This is a genomic window from Desulfobulbus propionicus DSM 2032 (genome assembly GCF_000186885.1).
GTDB classification, from domain to species: Bacteria; Desulfobacterota; Desulfobulbia; order Desulfobulbales; family Desulfobulbaceae; genus Desulfobulbus; species Desulfobulbus propionicus.
This window is the reverse complement of sequence record NC_014972.1, coordinates 1,182,705-1,207,728: the sequence shown is the minus strand read 5'-3', so window position 1 is coordinate 1,207,728 and position 25,024 is coordinate 1,182,705. Positions and strand designations below refer to the sequence as shown.

Annotated in this window: 22 protein-coding genes; 5 read left to right on the top strand and 17 right to left on the bottom strand. The window is 60.7% G+C overall.

Annotated elements, in window-relative coordinates:
* Window positions 1–65: 65 nt before the first annotated feature.
* Window positions 66–881, top strand: a complete 816-nt coding sequence (locus DESPR_RS05325) for a substrate-binding periplasmic protein (RefSeq protein WP_015723789.1) — start codon at window positions 66–68, stop codon at window positions 879–881.
* Between the two features lie 40 nt (window positions 882–921).
* Here the strand turns inward: DESPR_RS05325 and DESPR_RS05320 are convergent, their stop codons facing one another.
* The 8 genes from DESPR_RS05320 to kdsB form a co-directional block, all read right to left on the bottom strand.
* A complete protein-coding gene (locus DESPR_RS05320) occupies window positions 922–2,715 on the bottom strand; it encodes an ABC transporter ATP-binding protein (RefSeq protein ID WP_015723788.1) in 1,794 nt (597 codons plus the stop codon).
* The gene (locus DESPR_RS05315; protein ID WP_015723787.1) at window positions 2,708–4,498 is read right to left on the bottom strand and encodes an ABC transporter ATP-binding protein; all 1,791 of its coding nucleotides are present in this window, start codon (window positions 4,496–4,498) and stop codon (window positions 2,708–2,710) included. Before DESPR_RS05315 ends, DESPR_RS05320 begins: the two co-directional genes overlap by 8 nt.
* Complete coding sequence (locus DESPR_RS05310) at window positions 4,495–5,505, bottom strand: molecular chaperone DnaJ (RefSeq protein WP_015723786.1); 1,011 nt, start codon at window positions 5,503–5,505, stop codon at window positions 4,495–4,497. The genes DESPR_RS05315 and DESPR_RS05310 overlap by 4 nt, the downstream gene beginning before the upstream one ends.
* 77 nt (window positions 5,506–5,582) lie before the next feature.
* Window positions 5,583–7,547 carry an ATP-binding response regulator gene (locus tag DESPR_RS05305; protein ID WP_015723785.1) on the bottom strand — a complete coding sequence of 655 codons (1,965 nt, stop codon included), beginning with the start codon at window positions 7,545–7,547 and terminating at the stop codon, window positions 5,583–5,585.
* Entirely contained in the window at window positions 7,540–7,908 is a 369-nt protein-coding gene (locus DESPR_RS05300; protein WP_015723784.1) for a response regulator, read from the bottom strand. The genes DESPR_RS05305 and DESPR_RS05300 overlap by 8 nt, the downstream gene beginning before the upstream one ends.
* The gene (locus tag DESPR_RS05295) at window positions 7,905–9,659 is read right to left on the bottom strand and encodes a hybrid sensor histidine kinase/response regulator (protein WP_015723783.1); all 1,755 of its coding nucleotides are present in this window, start codon (window positions 9,657–9,659) and stop codon (window positions 7,905–7,907) included. The genes DESPR_RS05300 and DESPR_RS05295 overlap by 4 nt, the downstream gene beginning before the upstream one ends.
* A complete protein-coding gene (locus DESPR_RS05290) occupies window positions 9,656–12,007 on the bottom strand; it encodes a gluconeogenesis factor YvcK family protein (RefSeq protein WP_015723782.1) in 2,352 nt (783 codons plus the stop codon). Before DESPR_RS05290 ends, DESPR_RS05295 begins: the two co-directional genes overlap by 4 nt.
* A 37-nt stretch (window positions 12,008–12,044) precedes the next feature.
* Window positions 12,045–12,806, bottom strand: a complete 762-nt coding sequence (gene kdsB / locus DESPR_RS05285) for a 3-deoxy-manno-octulosonate cytidylyltransferase (protein WP_015723781.1) — start codon at window positions 12,804–12,806, stop codon at window positions 12,045–12,047.
* A gap of 123 nt (window positions 12,807–12,929) precedes the next feature.
* On the opposite strand from kdsB, the gene DESPR_RS05280 reads away from it, so the two are divergent.
* Window positions 12,930–13,715, top strand: a complete 786-nt coding sequence (locus DESPR_RS05280) for a class I SAM-dependent methyltransferase (RefSeq protein ID WP_015723780.1) — start codon at window positions 12,930–12,932, stop codon at window positions 13,713–13,715.
* Between the two features lie 48 nt (window positions 13,716–13,763).
* On the opposite strand, the gene DESPR_RS05275 is transcribed toward DESPR_RS05280, so the two are convergent.
* The 3 genes from DESPR_RS05275 to DESPR_RS05265 form a co-directional block, all read right to left on the bottom strand.
* Entirely contained in the window at window positions 13,764–14,963 is a 1,200-nt protein-coding gene (locus DESPR_RS05275) for a DegT/DnrJ/EryC1/StrS family aminotransferase (RefSeq protein ID WP_015723779.1), read from the bottom strand.
* 65 nt (window positions 14,964–15,028) lie between these two features.
* Entirely contained in the window at window positions 15,029–15,898 is an 870-nt protein-coding gene (gene panC, locus DESPR_RS05270) for a pantoate--beta-alanine ligase (RefSeq protein ID WP_015723778.1), read from the bottom strand.
* The gene (locus DESPR_RS05265; RefSeq protein WP_015723777.1) at window positions 15,898–16,593 is read right to left on the bottom strand and encodes a tetratricopeptide repeat protein; all 696 of its coding nucleotides are present in this window, start codon (window positions 16,591–16,593) and stop codon (window positions 15,898–15,900) included. The genes panC and DESPR_RS05265 overlap by 1 nt, the downstream gene beginning before the upstream one ends.
* A 272-nt stretch (window positions 16,594–16,865) precedes the next feature.
* Between DESPR_RS05265 and xseA the strand changes: the two genes are divergently transcribed.
* Window positions 16,866–18,254 (top strand): exodeoxyribonuclease VII large subunit, encoded by a 1,389-nt coding sequence (gene xseA / locus DESPR_RS05260; RefSeq protein WP_015723776.1) that lies wholly within the window; start codon window positions 16,866–16,868, stop codon window positions 18,252–18,254.
* Here the strand turns inward: xseA and DESPR_RS05255 are convergent.
* The 3 genes from DESPR_RS05255 to DESPR_RS05245 all read right to left on the bottom strand — a co-directional run bounded on the left by DESPR_RS05255 (window position 18,227) and on the right by DESPR_RS05245 (window position 21,737).
* Entirely contained in the window at window positions 18,227–18,676 is a 450-nt protein-coding gene (locus DESPR_RS05255) for a hypothetical protein (RefSeq protein WP_015723775.1), read from the bottom strand. The two genes, xseA and DESPR_RS05255, sit on opposite strands and share 28 nt — an antisense overlap.
* Window positions 18,677–18,796: 120 nt before the next feature.
* A complete protein-coding gene (cobT, locus tag DESPR_RS05250; protein WP_015723774.1) occupies window positions 18,797–19,876 on the bottom strand; it encodes a nicotinate-nucleotide--dimethylbenzimidazole phosphoribosyltransferase in 1,080 nt (359 codons plus the stop codon).
* 112 nt (window positions 19,877–19,988) lie between these two features.
* Window positions 19,989–21,737 (bottom strand): ARMT1-like domain-containing protein, encoded by a 1,749-nt coding sequence (locus DESPR_RS05245; RefSeq protein ID WP_043769703.1) that lies wholly within the window; start codon window positions 21,735–21,737, stop codon window positions 19,989–19,991.
* 263 nt (window positions 21,738–22,000) lie between these two features.
* Here DESPR_RS05245 and DESPR_RS05240 point away from each other — a divergent pair, with 263 nt between their 5' ends.
* Complete coding sequence (locus tag DESPR_RS05240; protein ID WP_015723772.1) at window positions 22,001–22,588, top strand: PilZ domain-containing protein; 588 nt, start codon at window positions 22,001–22,003, stop codon at window positions 22,586–22,588.
* Between the two features lie 30 nt (window positions 22,589–22,618).
* Here DESPR_RS05240 and DESPR_RS18365 read toward each other — a convergent pair whose 3' ends face one another.
* Window positions 22,619–22,870, bottom strand: a complete 252-nt coding sequence (locus DESPR_RS18365) for a hypothetical protein (RefSeq protein ID WP_169701535.1) — start codon at window positions 22,868–22,870, stop codon at window positions 22,619–22,621.
* 160 nt (window positions 22,871–23,030) lie between these two features.
* Here DESPR_RS18365 and DESPR_RS17765 point away from each other — a divergent pair, with 160 nt between their 5' ends.
* The gene (locus tag DESPR_RS17765) at window positions 23,031–23,780 is read left to right on the top strand and encodes a DUF4114 domain-containing protein (RefSeq protein ID WP_015723771.1); all 750 of its coding nucleotides are present in this window, start codon (window positions 23,031–23,033) and stop codon (window positions 23,778–23,780) included.
* A gap of 116 nt (window positions 23,781–23,896) precedes the next feature.
* Here DESPR_RS17765 and DESPR_RS05230 read toward each other — a convergent pair whose 3' ends face one another.
* Together DESPR_RS05230 and DESPR_RS05225 are read right to left on the bottom strand one after the other, a co-directional pair.
* Window positions 23,897–24,301: a PGPGW domain-containing protein gene (locus tag DESPR_RS05230; RefSeq protein ID WP_015723770.1), complete on the bottom strand. Its 405-nt coding sequence runs from the start codon at window positions 24,299–24,301 to the stop codon at window positions 23,897–23,899.
* Window positions 24,298–24,894 carry a nitroreductase family protein gene (locus DESPR_RS05225; RefSeq protein ID WP_015723769.1) on the bottom strand — a complete coding sequence of 199 codons (597 nt, stop codon included), beginning with the start codon at window positions 24,892–24,894 and terminating at the stop codon, window positions 24,298–24,300. The genes DESPR_RS05230 and DESPR_RS05225 overlap by 4 nt, the downstream gene beginning before the upstream one ends.
* Window positions 24,895–25,024 lie beyond the last annotated feature (130 nt).

The following is a 25,024-nucleotide window of genomic DNA, read 5'->3' as shown; positions in this document are numbered from 1 at the left end:
GCCACCCCTTTTCCGTGTCCGCCCAACAAACGTCGCGCCGTCCGCCTTCAGAAGAGAACAACGCCATGACCCGATTGTCCCGCCTCCTGCTCGCCCTCCTCGCCGCCGCCATGCTCGGCGGCTGCCATCACGGTTCCCAGACCAAGGGATTGTTCCACAGGCTGATGGAACCTGCCCCCCTCCGGGTCGGCATCGCCCTGGATGCGCCGCCGCTGGCCTATGAACAGGGCGACGTCGCCATTGGTCTGGAGGTGAAGTTTGCCGCCGGTCTGGCGGCCTCGATGCAAAGAAACCTGGAACTGGTGGAGATACCGCGGCAGGACCTGGCCGAGGCGCTGCTGGACAAGAAGGTGGACATTCTCATGACCGGGATGACCGTGGCCGAGGCCCATGCCCGGAAACTGGCCACCGCCAACCCCTATCTGATCTCGGGCCAAGTGGCGCTCGTCCATCTGGATGATCACAAGAAACTTGGCAAGGGGACCCGAGGCCTGACCGAACAATCCGTCCGCCTCGGGGTGGTGGGCGAAAGTTCCGGCGACAACCTGCTCAAGATGCTCAAACCCAAGGGCACGATCAGCCGCTTCCCCACGGCGGCCGAAGGGGTACAGGCCCTGGTGGCCGACACCATCGACGTCTTTGTCTTCGACATGGCCACCAATTTCTATTACGCCTCCCTTTACGTCGACAAGGGGCTGACCCCGGGGGGAACGCCCCTCACCCGTGAACCGCTGGCTTGGGCGGTCCGCCCCAACGACACCGCCCTGCGCGACGCGGCCAACGCGTACCTGGCCCAGATCGAAAAAAACGGCGAACTACAGAAAATGCTCGAACGCACCATCCCCTTCTACCGCAACACAGCCTACAGCCCAAAGCCGTAGCACACCGTATTGCCAGAACCAAATTGCCTCCTCACACGTTCTACGCCTGACCATCGAGCCGTACCAGATCGCGGTAGAGACTCTCCCGGCCCATCAATTCCTCGTGGCTGCCCTGCTCGACAATCCGCCCCTGCTCCATGACCAGGATCCGGTCGACCCGACGGATGGTGGACAGGCGGTGGGCGATCACCAATGAAGTCCGGCCGTGGAAGCCGGCGGCAATGGCCTGCTCGAGCAGGTTTTCCGACTCGGTGTCGATGGAGGCGGTAGCCTCGTCGAGCACGAGAATGGAGGGGTCGCGGTAGAGGGCGCGGACAAAGGACAAAAGCTGCTTTTCGCCCAAACTGAGATTGAGCGCACCCTCGCCGATACGGGTCTCAAGCCCCTGGGGCAGGCGGCCGATAAAGCCGTCCAGACCGGTGCGGCCGAGGATATCGGCTAGGCGTCGCTCATCTGTCTGCTGATCGAGGATGATGTTGGCCCGCACCGTGTCGGGCAGGATGAAGATATCCTGCATGATGATGCCGATCCGTTGTCGCAGGGTCTCCAGAGGCAGGCTGCGAACATCGACCCCGTCTACCAGCACCACGCCCTGGGTTGGATCGTAAAACCGCACCAAAAGGGAAATCAAGGTCGATTTGCCGGCACCGGTGGACCCGACCAGGGCGATGGTCTCTCCCGGAGCGATGCGCAGGTTGATGTCACGCAGAATCGGCTGGCCCGGTTGGTAGGCGAACTGGACGCCGCGGAACTCGATGGCCCCGGCCGACGCCGCCGTTTCGCTCGGCAGGATTGTCGGCAGCGCCCGCATGGCCGAGCGGGTGTCCAGGGTCTGGAAGATCCGTTCGGCCGAGGCCATGGCCGACTGGACAATTGAATATTTTTGGGAAAGCTCGCGCAGCGGCTGAAAAAACAGCCGCATATAGGAGATGAAGGCGGCCAGTTCGCCGATGGTCAGCGTGCGGCGGATGACCTCGCCGCCGCCGTACCAGATGATCAGGGCAATGGCCGCCGAGCTCATCAGTTCGGTCAGCGGCATGAAGGTGCCGAACAGCTTGATCTGATCGAAGGAGCGCTGCAGGTATTCCCCGGTCAGGCCGCCGTGGGCGCGGCTGCTCCGCTCCTGGCCGCCAAAGGCCTGGATCACGGCCACTCCTGCCAGGGATTCGGCGAGGAAACTGTTGATCTTGGCCAACTGCGAACGGATGGCGCGGAACTGCTCGCGGGCGAATCGGGAAAAAACCAGGGTGATCACCGTGGCCAGCGGAATGAAGATCGACATCACCAGGGCGAGCCGGCCGTTCATCATCGCCAGAAACCAGAAGATACCCGCCAGCTTGAGACCGTCGTTGAACAGAGTGACCATCACCGAGGTGAACATCTCGTGCATGTTCTGGATGTCGTTGGTCAGCCGGGTCACCAGCCGGCCGGCGGGCTGGTTGTGGAAATAGCCGAGATCAAGGGTCAGCAGGTGGCTGAACAAATCCTGACGCAGCCGATGCATGATCGATTGACCGATCCATTCGAGCAGCACCACCTGAAAAAAGGTGGCAAGGAAGACCACGCCCACCAGCAGTCCGTACCACAGGGCCACCTGACCCAGCCCGGCGATGCGCGCCGCGCCCGGCAGCGACTCGACCACGATGTATTGGTCGATCCCCAGCTGCATCAGGCGCGGCATCCCCAAGGTGGCCACGGTGATCACCAGGCTGAGCGCCACCGCCCCGGTCAGCGCGGCCGCATGCTGCCGGCAGTAGCCCAGAATGCGCCGCCACAGCCGTGCGTCGCCGACCGATCCGATCTGCCCCTCTTCCGAATAGCCGAAATTATGCATCGTTTCGTTGCTTGTCCGCCATCACGCGGTAAAAGGGGGTGGCGAGCAGGTCCTCGTGCCGCCCTTCGGCCACGATCCGTCCTTCGTCAAGGACCACGATCCGCTCGGCGTGGCGCAGCACGTTGATCCGGTGGGAAATCAACAGCACCGATTTGCCGGCCAGGCCAGCAAGAATGCCCTGCAGGACCTGTTGCTCGGTCTCGACGTCGATGGCCGACAAGGCATCGTCGATGATCAGCATCGGCCGGTCGCACAGCAGGGCCCGGGACAGGGCCAGCCGTTGCCGCTGGCCGCCGGAGAGCTTGACGCCCCGCTCGCCGATGACCGCCTGGTAGCCGTCGGCGAAGGTGCGGATATCCTCGTCAATGGCTGCGGCCCGGGCGGCAGCCTCGATCTCGGCCATGGAAGCCTCCGGCCGGCCAAAAGCAATATTGGCGGCGATGGTGTCGGCAAAGACCACCGGTTCTTGGCCCACATAGGCGATGCAGGCACGGATGTCGGCCTGGGCAAGGCGGTTGACATCCTCGCCCCGGAAATACAACATGCCGTCGGCCACCGGATACATTCGCAGCAGCAGCTTGCACAGGGTCGATTTGCCCGAACCGGTGCGGCCGGTCATGCCCACCAGGCCAGGACCGATCTCCAGGTTGAGGTCACGAAGCGCTGGACGAATGGCCTCGCCATAGGTGAAGCTGAGTCGCCGGCATGCGTAGGCGGTGACGACCGCCGGCGGCAGGGCCACGGTCGGCCTGGTGCTGACCACCGGCTGCTGGGTGAGCAGCCGGTGGATACGTCGCATGCTGGTAATGCCGCGCTGGGCGAGGTTGGCCACCCAACCGACCGCCATCATCGGCCAGATGAGCATGTAGAGGTAGCTGACAAAGGCGACAAACGAACCGATGGAGATCGCCCCCTCGATCACCAACGCTCCGCCGTAATAGAGCAGGAGCAGCATGCCGACATTGCCGACCAGGGTGGCGATGGGAAAGAGCAGCCCCTGGATGGTGGCCACCTTGAGGTTGCTGCGTACATAGGCCTGGCCGAGACGCTGGAACCGGCCCTCCTGGAAGCGCTCCAGGGTATAGGCCTTGATCAGGCGGACCGACACCAGGGTTGCGCGGGCAAACTCGGTCAGCAGGGAAAACTGCTCCTGCACCAGGTTGAAGCGGTGATGCAGACGGCCGGAAAGAATGCGGGTGCAGACGATCAGCACCGGCATCGGCAGGAGGGCGATCAGGGTCAGCTTGAGGCTGATCGCCATCATGAACCCCAAGGCGGCCGCCGACATCACCAGCGCGTCCACCGCGGCCACCAGTCCCATGCCGCAGGCCATCTGGACCGTGGCGAGATCGTTGCTCGCATGGGCCATGAGATCGCCAATGGTCCAACGTTCGAAAAAAGGCTGATCCATGCGCAGCAGATGATCAAAGAGCCGATCACGCAGCTTTTTTTCCAAAATCCGGGAAAAACCGATGATCAGATAGCGCCAGGTAAAGCGAAGTACCGCCACCACCAGGGCCACCAGGCAGACGGACACGCTCAGTTGGATCAGCCGGGCGGTATCGGCGGTGCCGGCCGACAAGCCATCCACTGCGGCCTTGACAAAACGGGGGATGATCAGTTGGAGGAAATCGACCGTCACGAGGGCGATAAAACCGCCGGCCAAGCGCAGCCAATGGGTACGAAAAATGGGCCGGAGCAGCCGCAGCAGCATGCCGATGTCTGCCTCGCGATCGCCACGCACAGCGCTGCCGGTTTCAATGCCGCCGGGAGTAACGGTCATGAGCGCAGGGAGGGCAGCAGCTCTTCGTAGGCTGCGGTCAGACGGATGAACTGCTCGCTGTCGCCACCCTTGTCCGGATGCAGTTCGTGGGCCTTTTGCCGATAGAGGCGGGTGAGATCCTTCTTGCGCATCCCAGCCAGCTGTTCGCCGCTCAGGCCGAACAGGGCAAAAGCCTGGGTGCGCGAGATCTTGTCGGCCGTCGCCAGGCCGCCGCTATGGAACCGGCGCGTGCGCGAAGAGCGGGCGAACCGCATCCAGGCAAGGGGTTCATCGGGAGCGGCATCAAAATACATGATCAGATAGCGGATCAAACAGTCGGGCAGCCGGTCGGTTCGCGGATAGCCCCGCCAGAACTCGCCATCCCCGGCCACTCGGCATATCTCCTCGATAAACAGGCTGTCCAGGCGGTCGCGGTCGAGGGCCTGGGGAATGGACCGGGCATAGCTTTCCTTGAAAAACCGCTGCAGATTAAAAATGGCGAACAGATAGCTGTGATACTCGCGCGGCGGCAGGGCCTGCTCGCGGTCATGGATCAACTGCTCGATCTCGTCGCGCGATTTGTCGAGCAGGACCGTGTAGAAGGCGGCGGTCTTGTCCACGGTTTCCGGCGAAGTCCGTCCCATGCGCAGGTAATGCAGCCGCCTGCGGTCCATGGGCTGGGTCTCGCGCATCGCCCGGGTGCGCAAGGTCTCGCTCGCTGGTCGCCAGGCCCGGTACTGGCCACGGTTGCGGAAGGGCTCCAGCCGCTGCTGGATGTAGGGATCGACAAAGGGAAAGAGCAACGCCTCCAACTCGCTGTAGGGGGCGGTCACCCCCTGCTCGCGCAGCCGGCGGACAAACTCCTCGTCGATGTGAAACGACGATCCCCCGCTGTACACGATCAAGCGGCCCGGATCCCGGCCCAAATCGGCCAGATCGCGGGACAGGAAAACCCCGCCGCTTTGGTAGGATTCTCGCAGAATGTAGCCAACGTGCCGAAAACCGGTCTTCTTACGGGCAAGATACATGGATCACTCAACAGGGACAAGACGGGCAACACCCAGGGGCAACGGGGAACAAGGGCGCGAACCGCTCCACCAGGCGTTCACAACAAACGGTTGATCAGGTCTTCGACCGCATCGATCGAGAAAGGCTTGGCCAGGGCGGCCACGAAATGATGCTCGCTGTAGCGTTGCATCACCTCACTGCCGCTGTCGCCGCTGACCGCCACCAAGGCTGCTTCTGGACACAACGCCACGATCTGGCGCGCGGTTTCCAATCCGCCCATGCCGTTGTGGACGCGCAGGTCGAGCAGGGTCAGGTCGAAAGGGCTACCGGTCGCCAGCTGTTGGCGAAACAGGGCGACCGCCTCGTCACCACTGGAGGCCACGCTCACCTTGCAGCCGTAATGCTCGAACATTTTCCTGTTGATCAGCCGCATCATTTCCTCGTCGTCCATGACCAGGATCCGCTTGCCGCACCCTTTTCCCGCACACAGACGGGGATCGGTGATGGCCGCCTCCTGGAGCGGAAAATAGAGATACACGATGCAGCCACCGCTGTCGGGCGATTCGAGCCAGACCAGTCCGCCATGTTTCTTGACGATGGAATGGACAATGGTCAGCCCCAATCCCATCCCCTTTTGCGCCCCCTTCTGCTTGGTGGAAAAGTAGGGATCAAAGACCTGATCGATGATCGAGGGCGCGAGACCCGGGCCCGAGTCCTGAAAAGTGATCCGCGCCAACTCGCCGCTCGGTACGGGTTGGCCGGTTCTGGCCGCTTCGTCGCTGCCGTCCACCCGCTCGATGCACACCTCGACGCGGCCGCTGGTCCCCATGGCGTCCACCGCGTTCTTGGCGAGATTGACAAAAACTTGACGAACGAGATCGGGATCCAGCGTCAGGGCCAGTTCCTCCTCGTCGGCCCTGATCTGGTAACGAATCCCAACGGGGGCCAGATCGCGGGCCAACACCTCCTCAATCAACCTGCGCAACTGAACCTGGGATTTCTGCGGCAGGTAATTGTCGGAAAAGGTGGTGAACTGGCGAATCAACTGCGCGGTGAGATTAAGCGCCTTGGCCGATTCGCCCAACAACTGGCTCACATTCTCGTCGCGGCTGACGTAGCGCGCCATCTCCAGGTTACCGTTGATGATCGTGAGCAGATTATTGAAATCATGGGCGATACCGCTCGCCATCATGGACATGGCATCCAGTTTTCGGATACGTTGCAATTCCTTTTCCAGTTGCCGCTGCCGTACCTCAAGTTTTTTCCTGCCCGTGACATCCTGAAGAATGCCGATCACGAAAAAGGTATCGTTTTCAGGCACCGGCACCAGATTGCAGGTCACTTGGCGGTCACCGAGCAGCACCGGTTCATCATAGGTAAACAGCAGCGGTTCATACTGAGCGGCAGAAACGATTTGCTCCCTCCATCCACGCACCCGTTCTCCAGCGGTTTCAGGGAGCAGTTGGAGCAATGAAGCGCCCAAAACCCGCGCCTCGGGCAGGTTGAACAGGGTGAGGGCCGCATCGTTGGCCATGACGATCCGCCCCTGGTGGTTGAGTTCGACTACCCCCTCGGTCATCCGGGCGAGAATGATCTCCCGATGTTTTTTGCTGACCAGCAGTTCTGCGGTGACCTCGCGCGGATACAACCCTTCCAGCCCCTCGATGCTGCCGCTTGCACCGCGCTGATTGCACTGGAACCGTCGCAACGCCGCCTTGATGTGCACCATCATCGCGGCCGCCGATCCCTTGGCGATGCAGACATCCGCGCCTATTTGCAGGGTGGCCGTATTGTCCTCGAGCGCCACCCCTGAAAGGACCACCAGGAAGATATCCTTGAGTTCCGGGGTATTGCGGATGATGTAACACAATTTCTCCCCATCGATCTTGGGCATGATCAGATCGGTGAAGAGCACGTCGGGCCGCCGCCTGGCGATGCAATCCAGCGCGGCCAGACCATCCTCGGCCGTCTCCACCGTGCATCCCTCGGCTTCCAGCACATAGCCAAGAATCCTGCGAATGACCGGACTGTTGTCGACCACAAGGGCGTATATCTCATTCATGTTCAAGTAGCTCCTTGACCGCATCGACCAGTTCCCGAACTTCGAAGGGCTTGCTGAACACCCTGTCCGCCCCCAGCTCCTGCGCCGCCGGCAGATAGGCCTCCGGCCCGATACGACCGCCGCCGGAGATGGCAATGATCTTGACCTCCGGGAACTCCTTCTTGAGCGAGGTGATGGTTTTCAGCCCCTCCTGCTCCGGCATGATTAGGTCGGTGATCACCAAATTGGCCGGCTGTCGGCGCTGTTTGTGCATGCCCTCGCGGCCATCCCCAGCCTCGGTGACCTCGTAGCCCGCCCATTCCATCACCTGACGCAGCAAAATCCGCATCTGCTCGTCATCGTCAATGACTAAAATTCTCATGGCTTCCCTCCGTCACGATTGGGCAGAAGTTCCCGGATGGCCAGGGCCAGCAGCCGCATGTCCACCGGCTTGGCCAAGAAACGGCGAACCCCGGCCTCCAATGCTTCTTCCAGGGTCACCGCTTCACTATACCCCGAGCAGAGGATGATCGGCAAATCCGGATACAGGGCATTGATTTCCGCCGCCAGCTGCAGTCCGGTCATCCTCGGCATGGTATGATCGGTGATCAACAGATCGATACGTTCCTCGCCCCTGGTGAAATACCCCAGGGCCTGCTCCGGGCTGGTTGCCGGCAGCACGCGGTACCCCAGATAGGAAAGCATTCGGGTGCGCATGCTGACGATATCTTCCTCGTCGTCGACAAAGAGGATGGTTTCCGTGCCGCGAGGCATGGCGACTGTCTGCTCTCCCTCCTCGCCCGCCACGTCCTGCAACCGCGGGAAAAAGACGCTAAACACCGACCCCTTGCCCACCTCTGACTTGACGTCGATCACCCCGTCATGGGAAACAATGATGCCATGAAGCACGGCCAGCCCCATGCCCGACCCCTCGCCCACCTCGCGGGTGGTGTAAAAAGGATCAAAGATCCGCTCCAGCATCTCCGGCGGCATGCCCTTGCCGGTGTCCCTGACCGTCAGGACAACATATCGTCCCGGCATCAAATCGTGGTAGCGGAGCTGTTCCGCCCTTCCGGTTTCGATCTCCCGCAAAGAAACTTCAATCGTCCCCGTCTTGTTCTCCAGCGACTGAGCGGCATTGGTGCACAGGTGCATGACCACCTGTTGCATCTGTCCCGGATCGGCGTAGATCATGCCCACAGTATCGGCGATTTCCACCTTGAGTTCAATGGTTGCCGGCAGGGAGGCACGCAACAGGCGGCAGGATTCCTTGATCACCGGAGCGATCAGCAGGCCGCGCCGCTGGTTGGTCGACTGACGGCTGAAGGCAAGGATCTGGGCGACCAAATCCTTGGCCCGGTTGCCGGCCCTGCGCATCGCCTGGACATGCTCGCCGATCTCCTCGTAGGTGATGGGCGGCCCCATCGATGATTCGCCTCTTCCTTCCTTGTCCGGCAGGCGATACAGGAGCAGATCGGCATTGCCGAGGATGGCCCCGAGGATATTGTTGAAATCATGAGCAATACCACCGGCAAGCGTGGCGATGGATTCCAACTTGTGCGCATGCACCAGACGTTTTTCCAGGTTGCGCTGCACGCTGATATCCTTGGCCGAATAAATAAAGCCGACAATCCGGTCCGCATGGAACAGGGGAGAACAGGAGACGGCAAAGGTCCGGCCGAGATAGCGCTGGGTGATTTCCTGCCGGTGCGGTTTGCGTTCGTGCTGCACGGTCTGCGCCGGGCACAGCGGGCAGACGGTGTCCAACCCGGCGAACAGCCGATGGCAGGTCTTGCCCTCGATGGCCGCACCGTTGACCGAGAGCAGTTGCCTGGCGGCTTTGTTGGCCTTGACGATCTGCAGCTCGGTATTGAGAATGAGGACGGGATCGACAATGGCATCGAAGGTATAGCGCCATTCTTCGAGGGCGCGGCCCACTTCCGGGCCGAGGGTCTGCGTTTGCTCGCGCTCGAACGCCGCCCGATCCGCCGTCTCGACGCCGTCCGAGGAGATTGCCGCTGCGGCCCGGGGTCGACGCAGGCGGGGGCGCAGGACTGCGAAGTAATAGACCACCGTGGCCAGGGCATACACGGCGAGCAATGCGCACAGAAAAACAAGCACGGGACTGGTCACGGCATTCTTCCGGAAAGAAGAGGAGATCGTTGCCTGAAGATTCGTTCGCGGAAAAAGTCGATCGTCCGCCGGCGACGTTCGACGATCCGCACCTGTTCAGGGATAAGGTCCGAAATGGTATTGCGCATGATGGACATCTTGTATTCTATGTTGGCCGCGAAACGGTTGTCCAGGTACCAGGCATAAAAAAGGCCGAAAAACAGCCCCGGCGGAGTGAAACCTTCACCGGGGTTGATCACCCGGGTATACAGCCGTTCCTCCCCCCGCATCCGGTGCATCCGCGAAAGCCGCAAGTAGGCGTCGATGTCGCCGGGTTCCAGGAAGCTGTTCAACTGCTCTTGCTCCCTGACCTTGAGCCGGTAGACCCGGCCCACCGGCTCGCCGTCCACCATCAGGTCGTCCATGCGCTTTTCCTGCGCATAGTTGCCCAGCAGCGACTGCCCCAGGGCGACGAGCAAGACCATCTCGAACCGGTTGAGATTTTGCGCCTGGTCCTGGCGAATCTTGATCCGCTGATCGTGCGGATCGTAAAAGGAAAAGACGTTGTCCCACTCTTGGCAGCGTTTCCAGGCCCCCCGATCCACCAGGGTGATCCCCCGAAGAAAATGTAAGTGTTCCAAAGGAATGTCGGGATGGAGCCAGATGATTTCCACCACCCGGTCCAGGAGCCACTTGCGTTCCATCTCGGTCATCTTGACCATGGTCAGGGAACCGGCCGGGATCAGCTCGGTGCTGAGGGCATACAGTTGCGAGCGAATCCTGTCGTAGCGCAGGCACGGCGCACTCCGCACCGGATGGTCGCCAAGAAAAACCAGGTCAGCGGCGGGAAGAGCCTCCGTGCCGGCCGGAGGAACAAGGAAGCCGGCCTGCTGCAGGGCCCACAGTCCCTTGATCGCCCGGGCCAAGGCATCGGGATCGTGCTGAATGGACCCTCGCTGCCGCAGCAACTCCTCGGAAAACACCCGGGCCTCGATGGAGCCGAATCCCAACGACCGGACCCGGTTGCGGTCAATGTAGATCGGCTCCTTGTCTTCCAGGGCGTACCGTTGCAGCACGGACCCGGGAATATCGCTCATGTCGAGGCTGATCACATGGGAAAACAGGTCGCGAACACCGCCGGGGATATTGCGATGATAGGCCCGGATCAGATCGGAGACGTAAAATTTGCGGTCCGGCGCATCGCGGGCGACATCGGTCTCTCCCTTCTGCACCCAGATGTTGGCCACCAGCACCTTGAGGGCCGAACGGTTGCGGCGGATGGCCTCGGCCAGGCCGGGCACCTGGAGAATAGGGATGATCGAGGTGTACAGGCTTCCCGGAGCAAAGAGAATGATATCGGCCTCTTGCACCAACCGAACCACCTCGGGTTGGAGAAAGGGCGGCCGACTGAACTCCACCAGCACCCGGTCCACCGGATAGCCGCGCCGCGCCTTGCCCGATTTATCCTCGCTCGTGACCAGCACCCCGTTGCCGTACAGCATCTGCAGCTGCGACAGGGTGGTGGTGCAGGGCAGGACCGCATTGGGCCGGACTCCCAGACAGGCCGCCAGCTCGGCCAGTCCACGGATGGTCGCGGTGCGCACCACCTGATGCGAGGCCAGCAGCTGGGTGGCGGTCAGTGCCGGATCAAGCTGCTTGTAGATCGCCGCCGCCAGCAGAAGATTCCCCAGGCACTGAGGCCGTTGCAGGGTGGGAGCCAGGCGCCCGTCGGTGTAGAGTAGCGAGGTCAGTTTCCTCAGATACACGAGCATCGGCTGCGGCACGTCGGCCAGGACCGCGTTCGTATCCTGGAGCAGCTGCACGGCCGAATCGGGCCGGGAAATGAACCGGTAGTTGAACAGAGCGTGCAGGGCCGCGGCACAGCGGCTGGCGCCGACCGGATCGAGTCCGTATCCTTTGATGAGGGCTTCGCTCCGGATCGAGGCGATCAGCACATGACGGAGATCGCCCAAGGCTATCAGAGGAACATCTTTTTGCAATTCGCCGGTGGAGCCGCCGTCGTCGGTGACGCAAACCACCGAGCTGACCAGGGGAAACACCTGTTTCAACCCGGTGAAGGGCGCGCGCGCCCACCCGAGCCGCCGGGAATCACCGCCGATGATGTTGGACAGTCCGGTGCCGCCGCCGAACACCACCACCTTGGTCGTGCTCGAATCGAGCGATTCGATCTGCTGCCTGAGCTTGTTGAATATCGCCGAAACCACCGGCGATATTCCGCCGGCGGCGCTGTCGAGCACCAGAGCGGTAATCTTTTCCGCCAGGCTTTTTTCCGGCAGGACATCAAGAACGGAAAATCCCTGCGATGTCAGAAACTGCAGCTGTGCCTTGAGCTGCCGCGTTCCGGCCATGCCTAGCATGTACCTCGAAGCGTCTGCAAGGAATGGATCACCGCGTCGCCTGCAACAACTCTTCCACCCGGAGCAGATCCTTGGGTGTGTCGACCTCCACCGAATCGTGATCGGTCAGCACCACCCGGATGGAATAGCCGAACTCCAGGGCGCGCAATTGCTCCAATTTTTCAAACCGCTCCCATTGACCTTCGGGCAGACCGACAAAGGTCACCAGAAATCCTTTGCGATAGGCATAGAAACCGAGATGCTTGTAATAGGTCGGCTGTTCCCGGTCGCCGGGATCGCGCTGGAAGGGGATGGGCGAGCGGGAAAAGTAGAGGGCATTGCCGTGACAGTCGAACACGGTCTTGACGTGGTTGGGATCGGTGATTTCCTCCGGGCGGACAATCTTGTAGATCAGAGTGGCCATGGGCAGGGAGGGATCGTCGATCAGCGGCCGGGCCACCTGCTCGACAATTTCCGGGGAAAACAGGGGTTGATCCCCCTGTATATTGACAATCACATCCTGGTCGGCAATGTCGAGCAGCCTGGCCGCCTCGGCCAGGCGATCGGTGCCGGTGGCATGGTCGCGCCGGGTCATCACCCAGGAACCGCCAAAGGCCTCGACCGCCCGGGCGATGCGTTCATCGTCGGTGGCCACCACCACCCGGGAAAGCAGCGTGACCCGCTGGGCCCGCTCCACCACATGTTGAATCATGGGCTTGCCGGCAATCAGGGCCAGCGGCTTGCCCTCAAAGCGGTTTGACTGATAACGGGCGGGGATAATGGCGATAATCTTTGACTCGACTGTGCTCATCGGCGTTCCTGCAGTTTCTCTCAAGAGAGCATCATTCTTTTGTTCTTTTCCTGCGCGCCATGATACAGTGCGGCCGGACAAAAGGCAATCACCAAACAATCCATCAGGTTACAACGAAAATACATGGCCGTCTCGCCCCTCTCCCTGGCCCTGCTCGCCGAGCCGCACAGTTCGGCCAACCGTGTCCAGGTCCTGGCCGAAGCCCTCGGCGTTCCGGTGGTCAGCGAGCCTTTGGCCGCCGATCTGCTGCTGCGGTTCACCTCCGATCACCTGGAACTGTGCAAACCCGGCGACCCGGAGCTGCCCGGAGCCCTATGGGTCGATTTTGCCAGCCCGGCTGCCCGCCGCCGTGTGTCGCGGCCGGGTGACGAACTGCTGGTCCGGGCGGCCAAGGTGCGCCACACTGTTCAGCCGCTGTTGATCGATGCCACCGCCGGACTTGGCCGGGACGGCTTTCTCCTTGCCGCCAGCGGCTTTCGGGTGTGGATGTTCGAGTGCAACCCCGTGGTCGCAGCCCTGTTGGCGGACGGTTTGCAGCGGGCCGCAGCCGATCCCCGGCTAGGCGAGGTCGCATCGCGAATCCGCCTGCGGGCAGCCAATGCTCTCGACCTTTGGCCGACGCTGACCGAACGGCCGGAGGTGATCTACCTGGACCCCATGTTTCCGCAGCGGACCAAGACAGCAAAGGTCAAGCAGGAACTGCGTCTGTTGCAGCTCCTTGACCAAAAAACCGAGCCTCCGGAAGAGCTGCTGCGGGCGGCTCTCGCCCTTGCAATCAGGAAGGTGGTGGTCAAGCGACCGCTCAAGGGACCGTTTCTCGCTGACCGGCTCCCTTCCTATACACTCAAGGGCAAGGCGGTGCGTTTCGATGTCTATGTGGGGACGGGGAAAGAAACACTGCCCTCCTGATGGAACACCCACTGGTGCGTTCCATCGGGAGGAATGGCTTGAAAGAAGTTAGATCCGGGCAGCCTGTTGCAGGGCCGCGGCGATCTTGGCCTTCTGTTCATCGGCCAGCAGGATCGGCACCTGATAGGTGAGTGTGCGTTCGAGGATTGCGGCCGACTGGGGGAGGGCCTGCGGGTCGTAGACGATGCGCCGTTTGCCATGGGCGGCGAAGGGCCAGCCCCCTTGGCAGTAGGTCTTGCCCTCGAGCAGATGCTCCCAGTTGGGATAGTAATGCCAGCCATTCTCGCTCCAGCGAACCGCGCCCACGCCCTGGTCGCGCAGTACCTGGTTGACCGCCGTGGTCCGCTCCTTGTCCGGCAGCATGAAGGTGAGGAAGGTGGCGGAATCGCCCTCGGGATCGAGGATCTCGCGAAAACGAACCCCAGGCAGCACACGCACCGCCTCTTGGAAAAACTGTTTGTTCTTCTTCTGTTCCGCGACAATGGTGTCCAGCTTGGCCAATTGGGCCAAACCGATGGCCCCCTGAATTTCCATCATCCGGTAGTTGAAGCCGATGAACGGCCGGCCTTCGCCGCCGCGGCCGCCGGGGTTGGGCACATGGTCGTGGCCGTGGTCGTGGTACTCGGACATCCGCTGCCACAAGCCGGCATCATTGGTGATGCACATGCCGCCCTCGCCGGTGGTCATGGTCTTGACCGCGTCAAAGGAAAAGGTGCCCACCGCGCCAAAGGTGCCGAGGTGGCGACCGTTCAGCCGGCCGCCGGCCGCCTGGGCCGTATCCTCGATCACCGGGATGGCGTGGCGGTCGGCAATGGCCTTGATTTCCCCAATTCGGGCCTGGGCACCCATCATGTGCACCGGGATGATCGCCTTGGTCCTGGGGGTAATCTTCTTCTCCAGATCGGCCGGGTCCATGTTGAGGGTCCAATCCACCTCGGTGAACACCGGGATGGCGCCACAGTCGAGGATCGCTTCCCAGGTGGCGACAAAGGTGAAGCCCTGGGTGACCACCTCGTCCCCGGCACCGACGCCCAGCGCCGCCAGGGCGACCTTGAGAGCCGCGGTTCCGGAGGTCACCGCCTGGGCATGGGCGGCTCCGGTATAGGCGGCAAAGGCCCGTTCGAATTCCAGTACTTTCCACACATTGTTCCGCTGGGCGGCAAACTCGTAGCGAAACAGCACGCCGCTGTCCAGCACCTCGAGAACCTGCTGTTTTTCTTCTGCTCCAAAAATTTCAAAACCAGGCACAATTTACCTCTTGCAGTGTTGTAGAAAAAAGATCGGCAAAGCCGTGCGGCGCCGCTGGCGAACGATTAGCCCTCTGCCCGCGGCAGAAGATAGCCGTTGTCGATCAGCCGCACCTGGCCGGTCTTGCCGGCGACATGGACGGCCAAGGCGAGCACGGTACGCTCGTTGATCTCACTCATCGGCTCCAGGGTGTCGCAATCGACAAAGCTGACATAATCGATAACATTGCCGGCAAAGGAATGAATATGCCGCTCCAGCAGCGGGGCCAGCTCGGCCACCGAACGCATCCCCCGGGCGGCCTGGGCCCGTGCCAGCTCAAGGGCGGTCGACAGGCTGAGCGCCGCGGCCCGGTTGGCCGGGTCGAGGTTGGCGTTGCGTGAACTCATGGCCAGGCCGTCGGCTTCGCGCACGATCGGATGGCCGACAATCCGCACCGGAATATTGAGATCGGCCACCAGACGGCGAATGATCGCCAGCTGCTGAAAATCCTTCTCGCCGAACACCGCCACCTCGGGCTGGACGATGTTGAGCAGCTTGGTGACCACCGTGACCACGCCGGCAAAGTGGACCGGCCGGCTTTTGCCGCACAAATAGGTCGCCAGCTCCTTGACGCGTATTTCGGTCTGGAATCCCTGGGGATACATCAGCTGCGGGGTCGGGGCAAAGACCGCGGCCACCTTCTCCTGGCGGACCATGTCCATGTCGCGTTCAAAATCGCGGGGATAGCGGTCCAGATCCTCATTGGGACCGAACTGGGTGGGATTGACGAACAGGCTGACCACCACCTGATCACACAGGGTCCCCGCCCTGCGCATCAGGCTGAGATGGCCCTCGTGAAAATAGCCCATGGTCGGCACCAGACCGACACACTTGCCCGAGATTGCCCGATCCCTGGACCAGGCATACATTTCCTGAGGGGTGTTGATGATGTCCATTATTTGTTCAATTGATTGCGTCTGAATTGGACCATTTCCCGAATCGGATCCGTCTTCCCCTGCACCGGCGGCTGCGCGCCGACCAATTCGAGATACTTGTCATACATGGCCGCGGCCTCCTCTTTCCTGCCCAACTGCTCATTGACCCGCCCCAAGGCCCTGTAGGCCTCGGCGGCAAACTCTTCCCTGGCCGCCAGCTCGGTATAGGCGGCAATGGCCTTGTCCAGCTGCTTTTCGTTTTCGTACAGTCCAGCCAGCTTGTTCTGGATCAGGGGCTTGAGCAGGGACCTGGCCGCGAGGCTGGCGTTGACCTCCTCCAGGCGGGCAATGGCCTTGGCCCGCTGGGCCTCGCGTTCCTCCAGGAAAGCCAGCTCGATCTTCGCCCACAGGGCCGAAGGGGTGGCGCCGTAATCCTGCACCACCTGTTCCAGCAATTGGCGCTTGTCGCCAGAAGCGATCATGGCAGCGTCAAGGGCCGAGGCAGCCCGCGCGGCGCGATGGTCGCGGTAGGCACTGTAGGCGGCGATGCCCAGACTCAGGACAACGACCGCGATCACCCCGCCCCAGATAGGCCGCTGATTGCGGCGGATAAAGGCAATCATCCTAGGCGGCAGATTGAACTGCTCCATCAGGCCGACGGGTTGCAGGGGTTGCAGTTTGATGTTGTTGGAATCAAAGGCACTTGGTTCCGTCATGCGGTTGTGTTCCTCCGTGAAATGGTGCGGCGAAAAGGTGATGTCGGGACAGAAAAATGCAAGCTGGGACCAGCCGGAAAATACCCGTTGCGCGTGGCCGGACAACACTGGTAAACAGCTCGAATGCTCCTCCACCGCCAAGGTGCACGATTATACCCCGACGAAAAAAAAAAGCATCAGCCAATCCACGATGAACACGCAAAAAGCCCTGCGGCCGCCCCAGGCCTCGACGCGAGCAGACCGGTTGTTCGCACGCCGGCACGGAGTCCGCCATGGATGACCGCCGTGTCTTGACTGTGTCCGAACTCAACGAGTCCATCCGCCTCCTGCTGGAGGCCCAGTACCCCTTTATCAGTGTGGGCGGAGAGATTTCCAACCTGCACAAGCCCTACTCGGGTCACTGTTATTTCACCCTCAAGGACAGCGGCGCCCAGATCAGGGCGGTGCTGTTCAAAATGCAGCAACGCTACCTGAGCCGATTCCCCAAGGATGGAGATCATGTGGTCTGCCGCGGCCGGATCTCGGTCTATGAACCGCGAGGCGAATATCAGCTGATCGTCGATACCATCGATCACCAGGGAGCGGGCGCCCTGCAGCTGGCCTTTGAGCAACTGAAACAACGGCTGGCCACCGAGGGGCTGTTTGACGAGCACCGCAAACGCCGCCCACCCGGCTTTCCCGGCCACATCACCCTGGTGACCTCGCCCCGGGGGGCAGCGGTGCATGACTTCATCCACATCGCCAACCGGCGCTGCCCCATGGTGCGAATAGCGGTCTATCCGGTGGCTGTTCAGGGCGAACAGGCCTCGGCCGAGATGATACGCGCCCTGGAGGAGATCAATGCCCGGGTGGCCACCGACCTGATCGTCCTTTGCCGGGGAGGCGGGTCGATCGAGGATCTGTGGGCCTTCAACGACGAGCACCTGGCCCGGGCCATCCGTCGTTCGGCCGTGCCGGTGGTCAGCGCGGTAGGCCATGAAATTGATTTCACCATCGCGGATTTTGCCGCCGATCTACGGGCACCGACACCCAGCGCCGCGGCCGAACTGCTGACGCCGGACAGCGCGGCCCTGCGTGTGCGCATCAACCAGCAGGATGAGCGGCTGCGCCGTCTCCTCCGGAGCCGAACCGAGGGGGCGGCACAGCGCTTGCTTGTGGCCAGACGTCGGCTTGAATCCATGCGTCACCCCCTTGAACGGCTGATGCTGCGGCTCGATCAGCTGACGACACGGTTGGAGCGGTCGCTGCACACCACGCTGGATGCCCGGGGCCAGCGGCTTGCCCACGCCGCCCGCACCCTGGCTCGATTAAACCCGGTCCGCCGGGTCCATCTCTATGAGCAACGGCTCAACGAGGCGCGCATCCGTCTCCTGCGAGCGATTCGTACCCAGTATCAGGGCAAAGAGGAACGATTTGCCAGGGTCGCGGGCGTGTTGCACGCGGTCAGCCCCCTGGCCACCCTGGAACGGGGCTACGCGATCGTGCGGACGACCGAAAAAAAACAACGGGTGGTCACCGGCTATGGTCAGGTCCGCACGGGAGAGGTCGTGGAGGTCCTGCTCCACCGGGGAGCGTTACAGTGCAGGGTGGAGCAGGTCAGCGAGGAAGGACTCGGGAACAGCGGGCAGGAGGATCAATCAAGAACGGCGTCGACTTCCTGATCGATATAGGCAATGGCCGAGGCCAGTTGCTGGGGATTCTTACGGGCCGTTGTCCGCAGAATGTCGCCCCACTCCTGGAGCATGGTCGAATCCACCTTGCGGACATCGTTGGCCCGGCTCCATTCCATGCCGATTTTCCTCCCCAGATTGTCCAAGGCGATTTTCTGCGCCGAACGTTGCTCGGGCGGGGTCTTGGCCATTATTTCTGCGGAAATCTGCTGCCAGCCTTCGGAAAGAAAATTGCCTTCCTGGAAGGTCTTGAACCAGTTTTTTTCCTCGGGGCTCAAGCTCTCCGGTATCTCATACCTATAGACCGAAGTCCGGCCTGTCAGGGCTGCCTGGGCCTCGCTGGCATGGGTGAGACGGTCGCCAAACAGCAGCAGTACAGCAAAAAGTGTTATCCCGAATGCCATGCGCTTCATAATAGCTCCACCACTTTTGGGAATGGGTATTGACTAGATTGTAAAATAGCACACACCATCCCGATCGTCAAGATTCAGCCTCACCAAAGTACAAATTTTTATACCCAGTAGCAGCGCCGGTTATCGGGGTCCGGCTACGCCGGCTTCGGCAAAGGTGGCCATTTCCGTGAGGATGGCCACGGCCGCCTCCACTACATTCATGGCCAGGGCCGCCCCGCTCCCTTCGCCCAGGCGCAGGTTGAGATCAAGCAGGGGCCGAAGCCGCAATGCATCCAGCAGTGCCCCATGACCCGGTTCGGCGCTGCGATGGGCGCAGATCAGATAGTCGCGGACAAAGGGTTCCAGGCTAGAAGCGATCATCGCCCCGGCGGTGGAAATGAACCCGTCGACAATCACCGGCTTGCGGTGGGCGGCCGCACCGAGAATGAGGCCGGCAATGGCGCCGATCTCAAAACCGCCGACCTTGGCCAGCACATCGAGGCCGTCCTTGGCATTGGGTTTGTTGCGGGTCAGGGCTTTTTCGATCACCGCGATCTTATTGGCCAACTGGATATCGTCGATGCCGGTGCCCCGACCGGTCAGCTCAGCCACCTTCCTGCCGGTGAACACCGCCGCGATGGCGGTGCTCGGGGTGGTATTGCCGATACCCATTTCGCCGGCGCCCAAGACATCGACCTCGGCGGCCAGAGCATTGGCCACCTCGATTCCCGCCTCGACCGCCATGACCGCATGGGTCCGGGTCATGGCCGGGCCATAGACCATGTTGGCGGTGCCATGTCCAATTTTCTTGGCCATGATCGCACCTTCCCGCACCAGATCGGCAAAATCATCCCTGGCCCCGACATCGACCACGCACACCCCGGCCCCTGCCTGGCGGGCCAAGGCATTGATCCCGGCCCCGCCACGGACGAAGTTGCGCACCATTTGGGCGGTCACCTCCGGCGGATATTTCGACACCCCCTCAGCGGTCACCCCGTGATCGCCCACCATGATCACCACCTTCTTGCGGGCTACCGGCGGCCGCAGTGAACGGGTCATGCCGGCCAGGTCGACGGCCAGATCCAGCAAATCGCCCAGGGCCCAACGGGGCATGGTCAGCTGCTCCAGGCGTTCCTCGGCCAACTGGCGGTATTCAAAATCCTGCGGATACACCTTGCGCAAGGTGGCATCCAGAAAACTGACGGCTTGCGTGTTGTTCATCGTCTTGATTGTTGTGTACTGAAAATATCGTTCCTTCGTTGCCGCAAACGCGCGGGCCGCAAGACGGCAAAAGAGGCGCCAGTCAACGGCTCACCGTTCCGGGCAGTCCGTCTCATTCGCTGCCGGCCAGGGTGCGATCGTACAGCTTGCCGACCCCGTACTCCTTGCGGCGCTGGAATTTCTCGTAGGGCGGGCCGATCAGCTGCATTTCCGGATACTGCTTCTGCATCTGCACGGCAATCTCCATCTCCTTGGTGCAGCCGGTGGAATAGGTGGCGTCCTTGCCGGTCCATTCCGGCGGCACTTTCTTGCCCATGAGCTCGAAGGATTTGACGATGTCGTCCACGCTCTGGAAGCGCCAGATGTCGATATTGCCGGATCGTTGAAAAATTTCCCACATGTACATGATGTCGTCGGCATCCATGCCCTCGACGAAATGCTCGCCCGGATTGATGATCACCACGTCGTTGAGCGACGAGCGCAGGTATTCGACAAAGACGTTGAGGATCTCCTTGGCGGTCTTCAGCTGGCCGGGGATGGAACCGACAATGGCCGAGTAGAACATGATCGTCTTGCCCTGCGCCTTTTCCCGCTCGACCATGCTGATCAGTTCCTGAGCCTTGCGCCGCAGCTGGGCGCGGGAGAAGCGGACCGCCTTGGGGTGGTGCGGCTTGAGCAGGATGTCGACCTCGCCGTCGTCGCCGGGGATGATGGAGACGATATCGCGGGTGAATTGAAAATGGTTGTTGATGTTCTCGCGACCTCCGGGATTGCGGTAGACCACCAAATCGGCCTCCTTGAAGGCACGGGCATAGGTGACCGAGGTCAGCAGCGGGTTGAAGGGCTCTCGGGTGCCATCGGAGATGACCAGCAGCCGATTGTCGCTGTCCAGGTAACGGAGCAGCTGATTCTTCGAGATCTTGGGATCGCCGATCAGGTCCGCGTCCTCGAGCAGCTCGTCCAGGGTCGGATCTTCCAGCAGATCGATGAACGATACCCGGTGGTAGTAGAAATCCTGCTTGACCGCCAAAATCACCTTGATGCCGATCTTCATGAAAATATGAAGGATGGCCAGGTCAAAGACGATCTCCCCCGACCGGCCGCCCACCCACAGGATACAGGGCCGCCGTTTGCCGGCGATCACATCCCGCAGCCAATTGCAGATCCATTGCCATTCCGGGGTATCGAGAGGTTGATTCATCACCCGGCGAAGGGTATCGCTGTCCGGCGGCTGATCCTGGCGCCAGATGGGCCGCATCGAGGAGAGCAGCAACAGGCGGCGCAGACGCAGCAGATGGAGTTGCAGGTCGATGTCGGTCAGGGTGGTGGTGTCGCCAATCTCCAACCCTTCCGGCGAGTTGAACAGTTGTTCAAAGGTTTCCGACTTGAGAAAGGCGGCCACCCGCTTGTTTTCCTGTTCCCGTTCAACGGCCAGTGGCCGGTCGATCTCGCTGATGGTGGTGAAGATACCCAACAGCCGCTTTTCGATCCGCCCGGGCAGCTGCACCTTGTGCATGGTTTCGTGATTGTACTTGATGGTCAGCAGGCTGAGCAGGTAGCGCTGTTTGTAGGGATCGGTCACCACCTCGCGCACCAGCTTCTCCAGCCGGGTCCAGATACCGATATAGGCCGAGGTCAGCACCGTGTCCGCCCGTTTTTCGATGATCGCGGCAAACAGCTCGTCCGAGCAGGGGTAATAGATCTGTTCATCCTCGAGATGGACGATGAATTTGAGCTGTTCCGGCGAGGCCACCACATCGGGGAAGGTCTCGTAGGCCAGATGATTTTCGGTGAAAAAATTGGTCAGCCATGCATCCCGATCCGGGTCGAGGCCTTTGACGTAGCGGATGATCTCACTCATGGGGTTCTTCCTGTTCTCCAAGAAACCGGGGCAGGTCGAGGCCGTGTCCACCGGGCAACGCAGGGTCATGAAACGGACTAGTATATACTGTGCCCCGGCGAAAAAGTCCCTGCCTTTGCGGCGGGGCAGGGAAAAAAGGACACTTTTTGCCGGATCGACACGGCCCGGCCGCAATGATTTCTCCGCCGGCAGTCACCCTTGCTCCCGAAGGGTAAACAATCGCCAGCCGCAGCATCTGGAGCATTTCTTGCATAGATTTTGTCATGAAAAAACAGCCTGTTAGCGAACAAGCACACGAGACGGCCCAGGAGACCCTCCGGCTGCAGCAGCGCGTCTGCCCGCATTGGTCCCCCCTGAGCCGGGCCTGCCTCCTGGTCAGGGATGGACTCTTTCTGCCGGTAGAACAACATGTTGTCGCCTACTGCACCTCCAGCCACCATCCCGCGTGTCCGCAGTTTCAACAACAGGCGCACATCGATGTCGACCAGGCGATCGAGGACAGCCTGCCGGTCAACCGCCGCCGCTCGATCCGCATCCCCAGCCATCATGCTTTCCGTTTTTCCGAAATAACCGGCAGCGACCAGATGCCCGGCCATCGGGACGACGACGCTTGGACCATCGATCTCAGCAACCACGGCATTCGCTTTGCCAGCCGTCAAACCCTGGCTCCAGACACCCTGATTCGTTTCTCCCTGGAAACCGACGGCACGGTCAGCGAACTGAACGGTATCGGCCGGGTGATCTGGGCCGAGCCCCTTGAAACCGCTCCCCTCTTCCACATCGGCTTGGCCTTCACCGAGCAGCCAGCCCCAGCCTTCCACCCCCAAGCCAACCAGGCAAAATCCCGCTGAACCTCATCCCGGCCGACTGTCATTGGCCAGTCATCCTGCACGGACCGCGACTCGTTCCTCCCGCGCCATCCCCATGATGGAGAGATTTCTCGCCCCATAGTTTTCCGCCTTGCCGGAAAAGACATAAAAGCACAATGTATTGTAATAATAAAATAAAAATTGCTTTTTCCAGACTTTTCCGCCTGCAAACGCGCCATCTGGATAGTTCTTGGCCACGAACACGGCCCAGCAAGGGATATTTAGACGATCGGAAGAAAAAAAGAACAGCGTTTTCTTGAGCAAAAGGCACCCGCTCAAGAAAAATAATTGAATAATTTCAAATGATAATCAACAGCAACCAAACAACCATATCACATTCACAGCAAACGGGCACGGATTATGAATAGCAAAAGTCAACAAAAACAGATGTGGGTGTTTATTCACATAACCTCGGGAGGGTATCATGAAGAAGCAACTATTGAAAAGCGCGTTGATCGCACTGGCAGGGGTTGGCTTGTTGGCAGGGAGTGCGATGGCTGATCCGGTGGGAACTCCTATTCCTGGCAGTTCGTTGCAAACTGTATTTGATAATATCACATTGCCTAATCCGGGCGGTCCTAGTAGTCTAGACGTTTCCACTGATTTTATAGCAGATGAATACGATTCCTATTGGAGTATTACTGCTTCCGGTGGAAGTATTGCTACCATGATTATAGAAATAGCCGGTTATGCAGATTTAAACACATTTGGAGTGTATAATTCAGGCAAATACGTACAACTTTTCAGCGGTCCTCAATCTGCTGGAGCTCAAGCAATGTTGTCTATTAAGTTAGATGGTAGTGTTTGGGTTAACAATTCTGACACAGGAATAGATTTCGCCGGAGATACTTTTGGATATTACCTCAACACACCAGATGGATTGTGGCACAGCGACACATCATTGAACACAGATCAATTTGATCATATGTTTGCCTATCAAGGTAATAATATTGATCAAGTACAACTACCTAACCTGCCATCTGGGACATGGACTGACAGTGAGTACATTTTGGCATGGGAAGACCTGCTAAGTGGCGGAGATATGGATTTTACAGATTTCGTGGTTATGGTTGAATCTGTAGAACCCGTCCCCGAACCAGCTACCATGTTGCTGTTCGGTACTGGCATCGCCGGGCTGGCGGGATTCGCCCGTCGGCGGAAAGCCAGCAACTGATCGTCGAATCACTTAATATCGCTTGACAAGAAAGCCCGACAATAATTGTCGGGCTTTCTTTTTCATTACATCGAATAGTTGTTTCTTTTCTACGAAGAGTTGGCATAACCGCCTCTCTACCGCTCCTCCGTAAAAACAAACTCCGTCTTGCCCTCTTTACGTCGCACCCAGTTCAGCGCCCGTTGAAGCGTCTGATTGTCCACCAATCGCACGAGCAGTCTCCGCTTGCCGGGAAAATCCATCACGCACACGCCGATCAGCATGGTCAGCAGTCCCTGGCCGGGCAGGACCAGCATGACGATGCCGGCCAGGACCAGCAGCAGGCCAAGGGTATTGCGTACCACCAGGGTCGCCAGGGCCCAGGCCGGATGACGGCGGTGACGCGCATCGACCTTGCGCCAGTGGGTAAGAAAGTAATCCGGCTGCATCCGGCCGATCAACCAGGGAACGGCGATCAGGCTGCCGACAAAGGTCACCACCGACAACAAGCCCAGCAGGTGCAGCATATCGGCCTGGCTCACGCCTCCTCCGGGGGGGCGACCAACAGATCGGCAAGCGGCCGTTTGGGTACATGATGCACTTCCCGCTCGTCGTGCCAGTAACGGATATCGCCGTCCGCGCCCATCTCTTCCAACACCACGGTTTCCGCCGGATACCCGAGGGCCACCACCAACAGCGCCGTGAAGCGATCAGACAGTTGCAGCAGCCGCTGTACCGCCGCCGCTGAAAAAGCGCCGATACGGCAGCCGAACACCCCCTGCTCGGCCGCGCCGAGCAACAGGTTTTGGGTGGCGATGCCCAGATCGAAGTGGGCCTCGGTTTGCGGCCCCTTGAGCAGCTCGTTGTCCAGCAGGCAGACAATATAAGCCGGCGGCCGTTCCCCTTCCGCCGGTCCCGGCCAGTCGCGCAGATACCCTGCCCAGCCAAGCAGGGGAAACAGCTGCCCGCACAGCCGCCCGTCGGTGACCACCGTGTATTTCAACACCTGGGCGTTGCGGGCCGAACCGCCCAGACGGGCAAGATCGATCAGGCGGTGCAGCATGGCTGGATCAAGCGGCCGATCCTGGTGAAACCGCCGAACCGTTCTGGTCTGGCGGACAAGTTGTTCTATCATGGTTCTCCTCCGGGTTGTGCATGACGGTCGATCCCTTGCCGCTTTCCGTTGCCGGGCGGTTGTCGGGTCGGCCCTACTTTCCCCTGTTCAATCGGTAGCCGACGTGCTACATATCAGAGTCGTTTCCGAT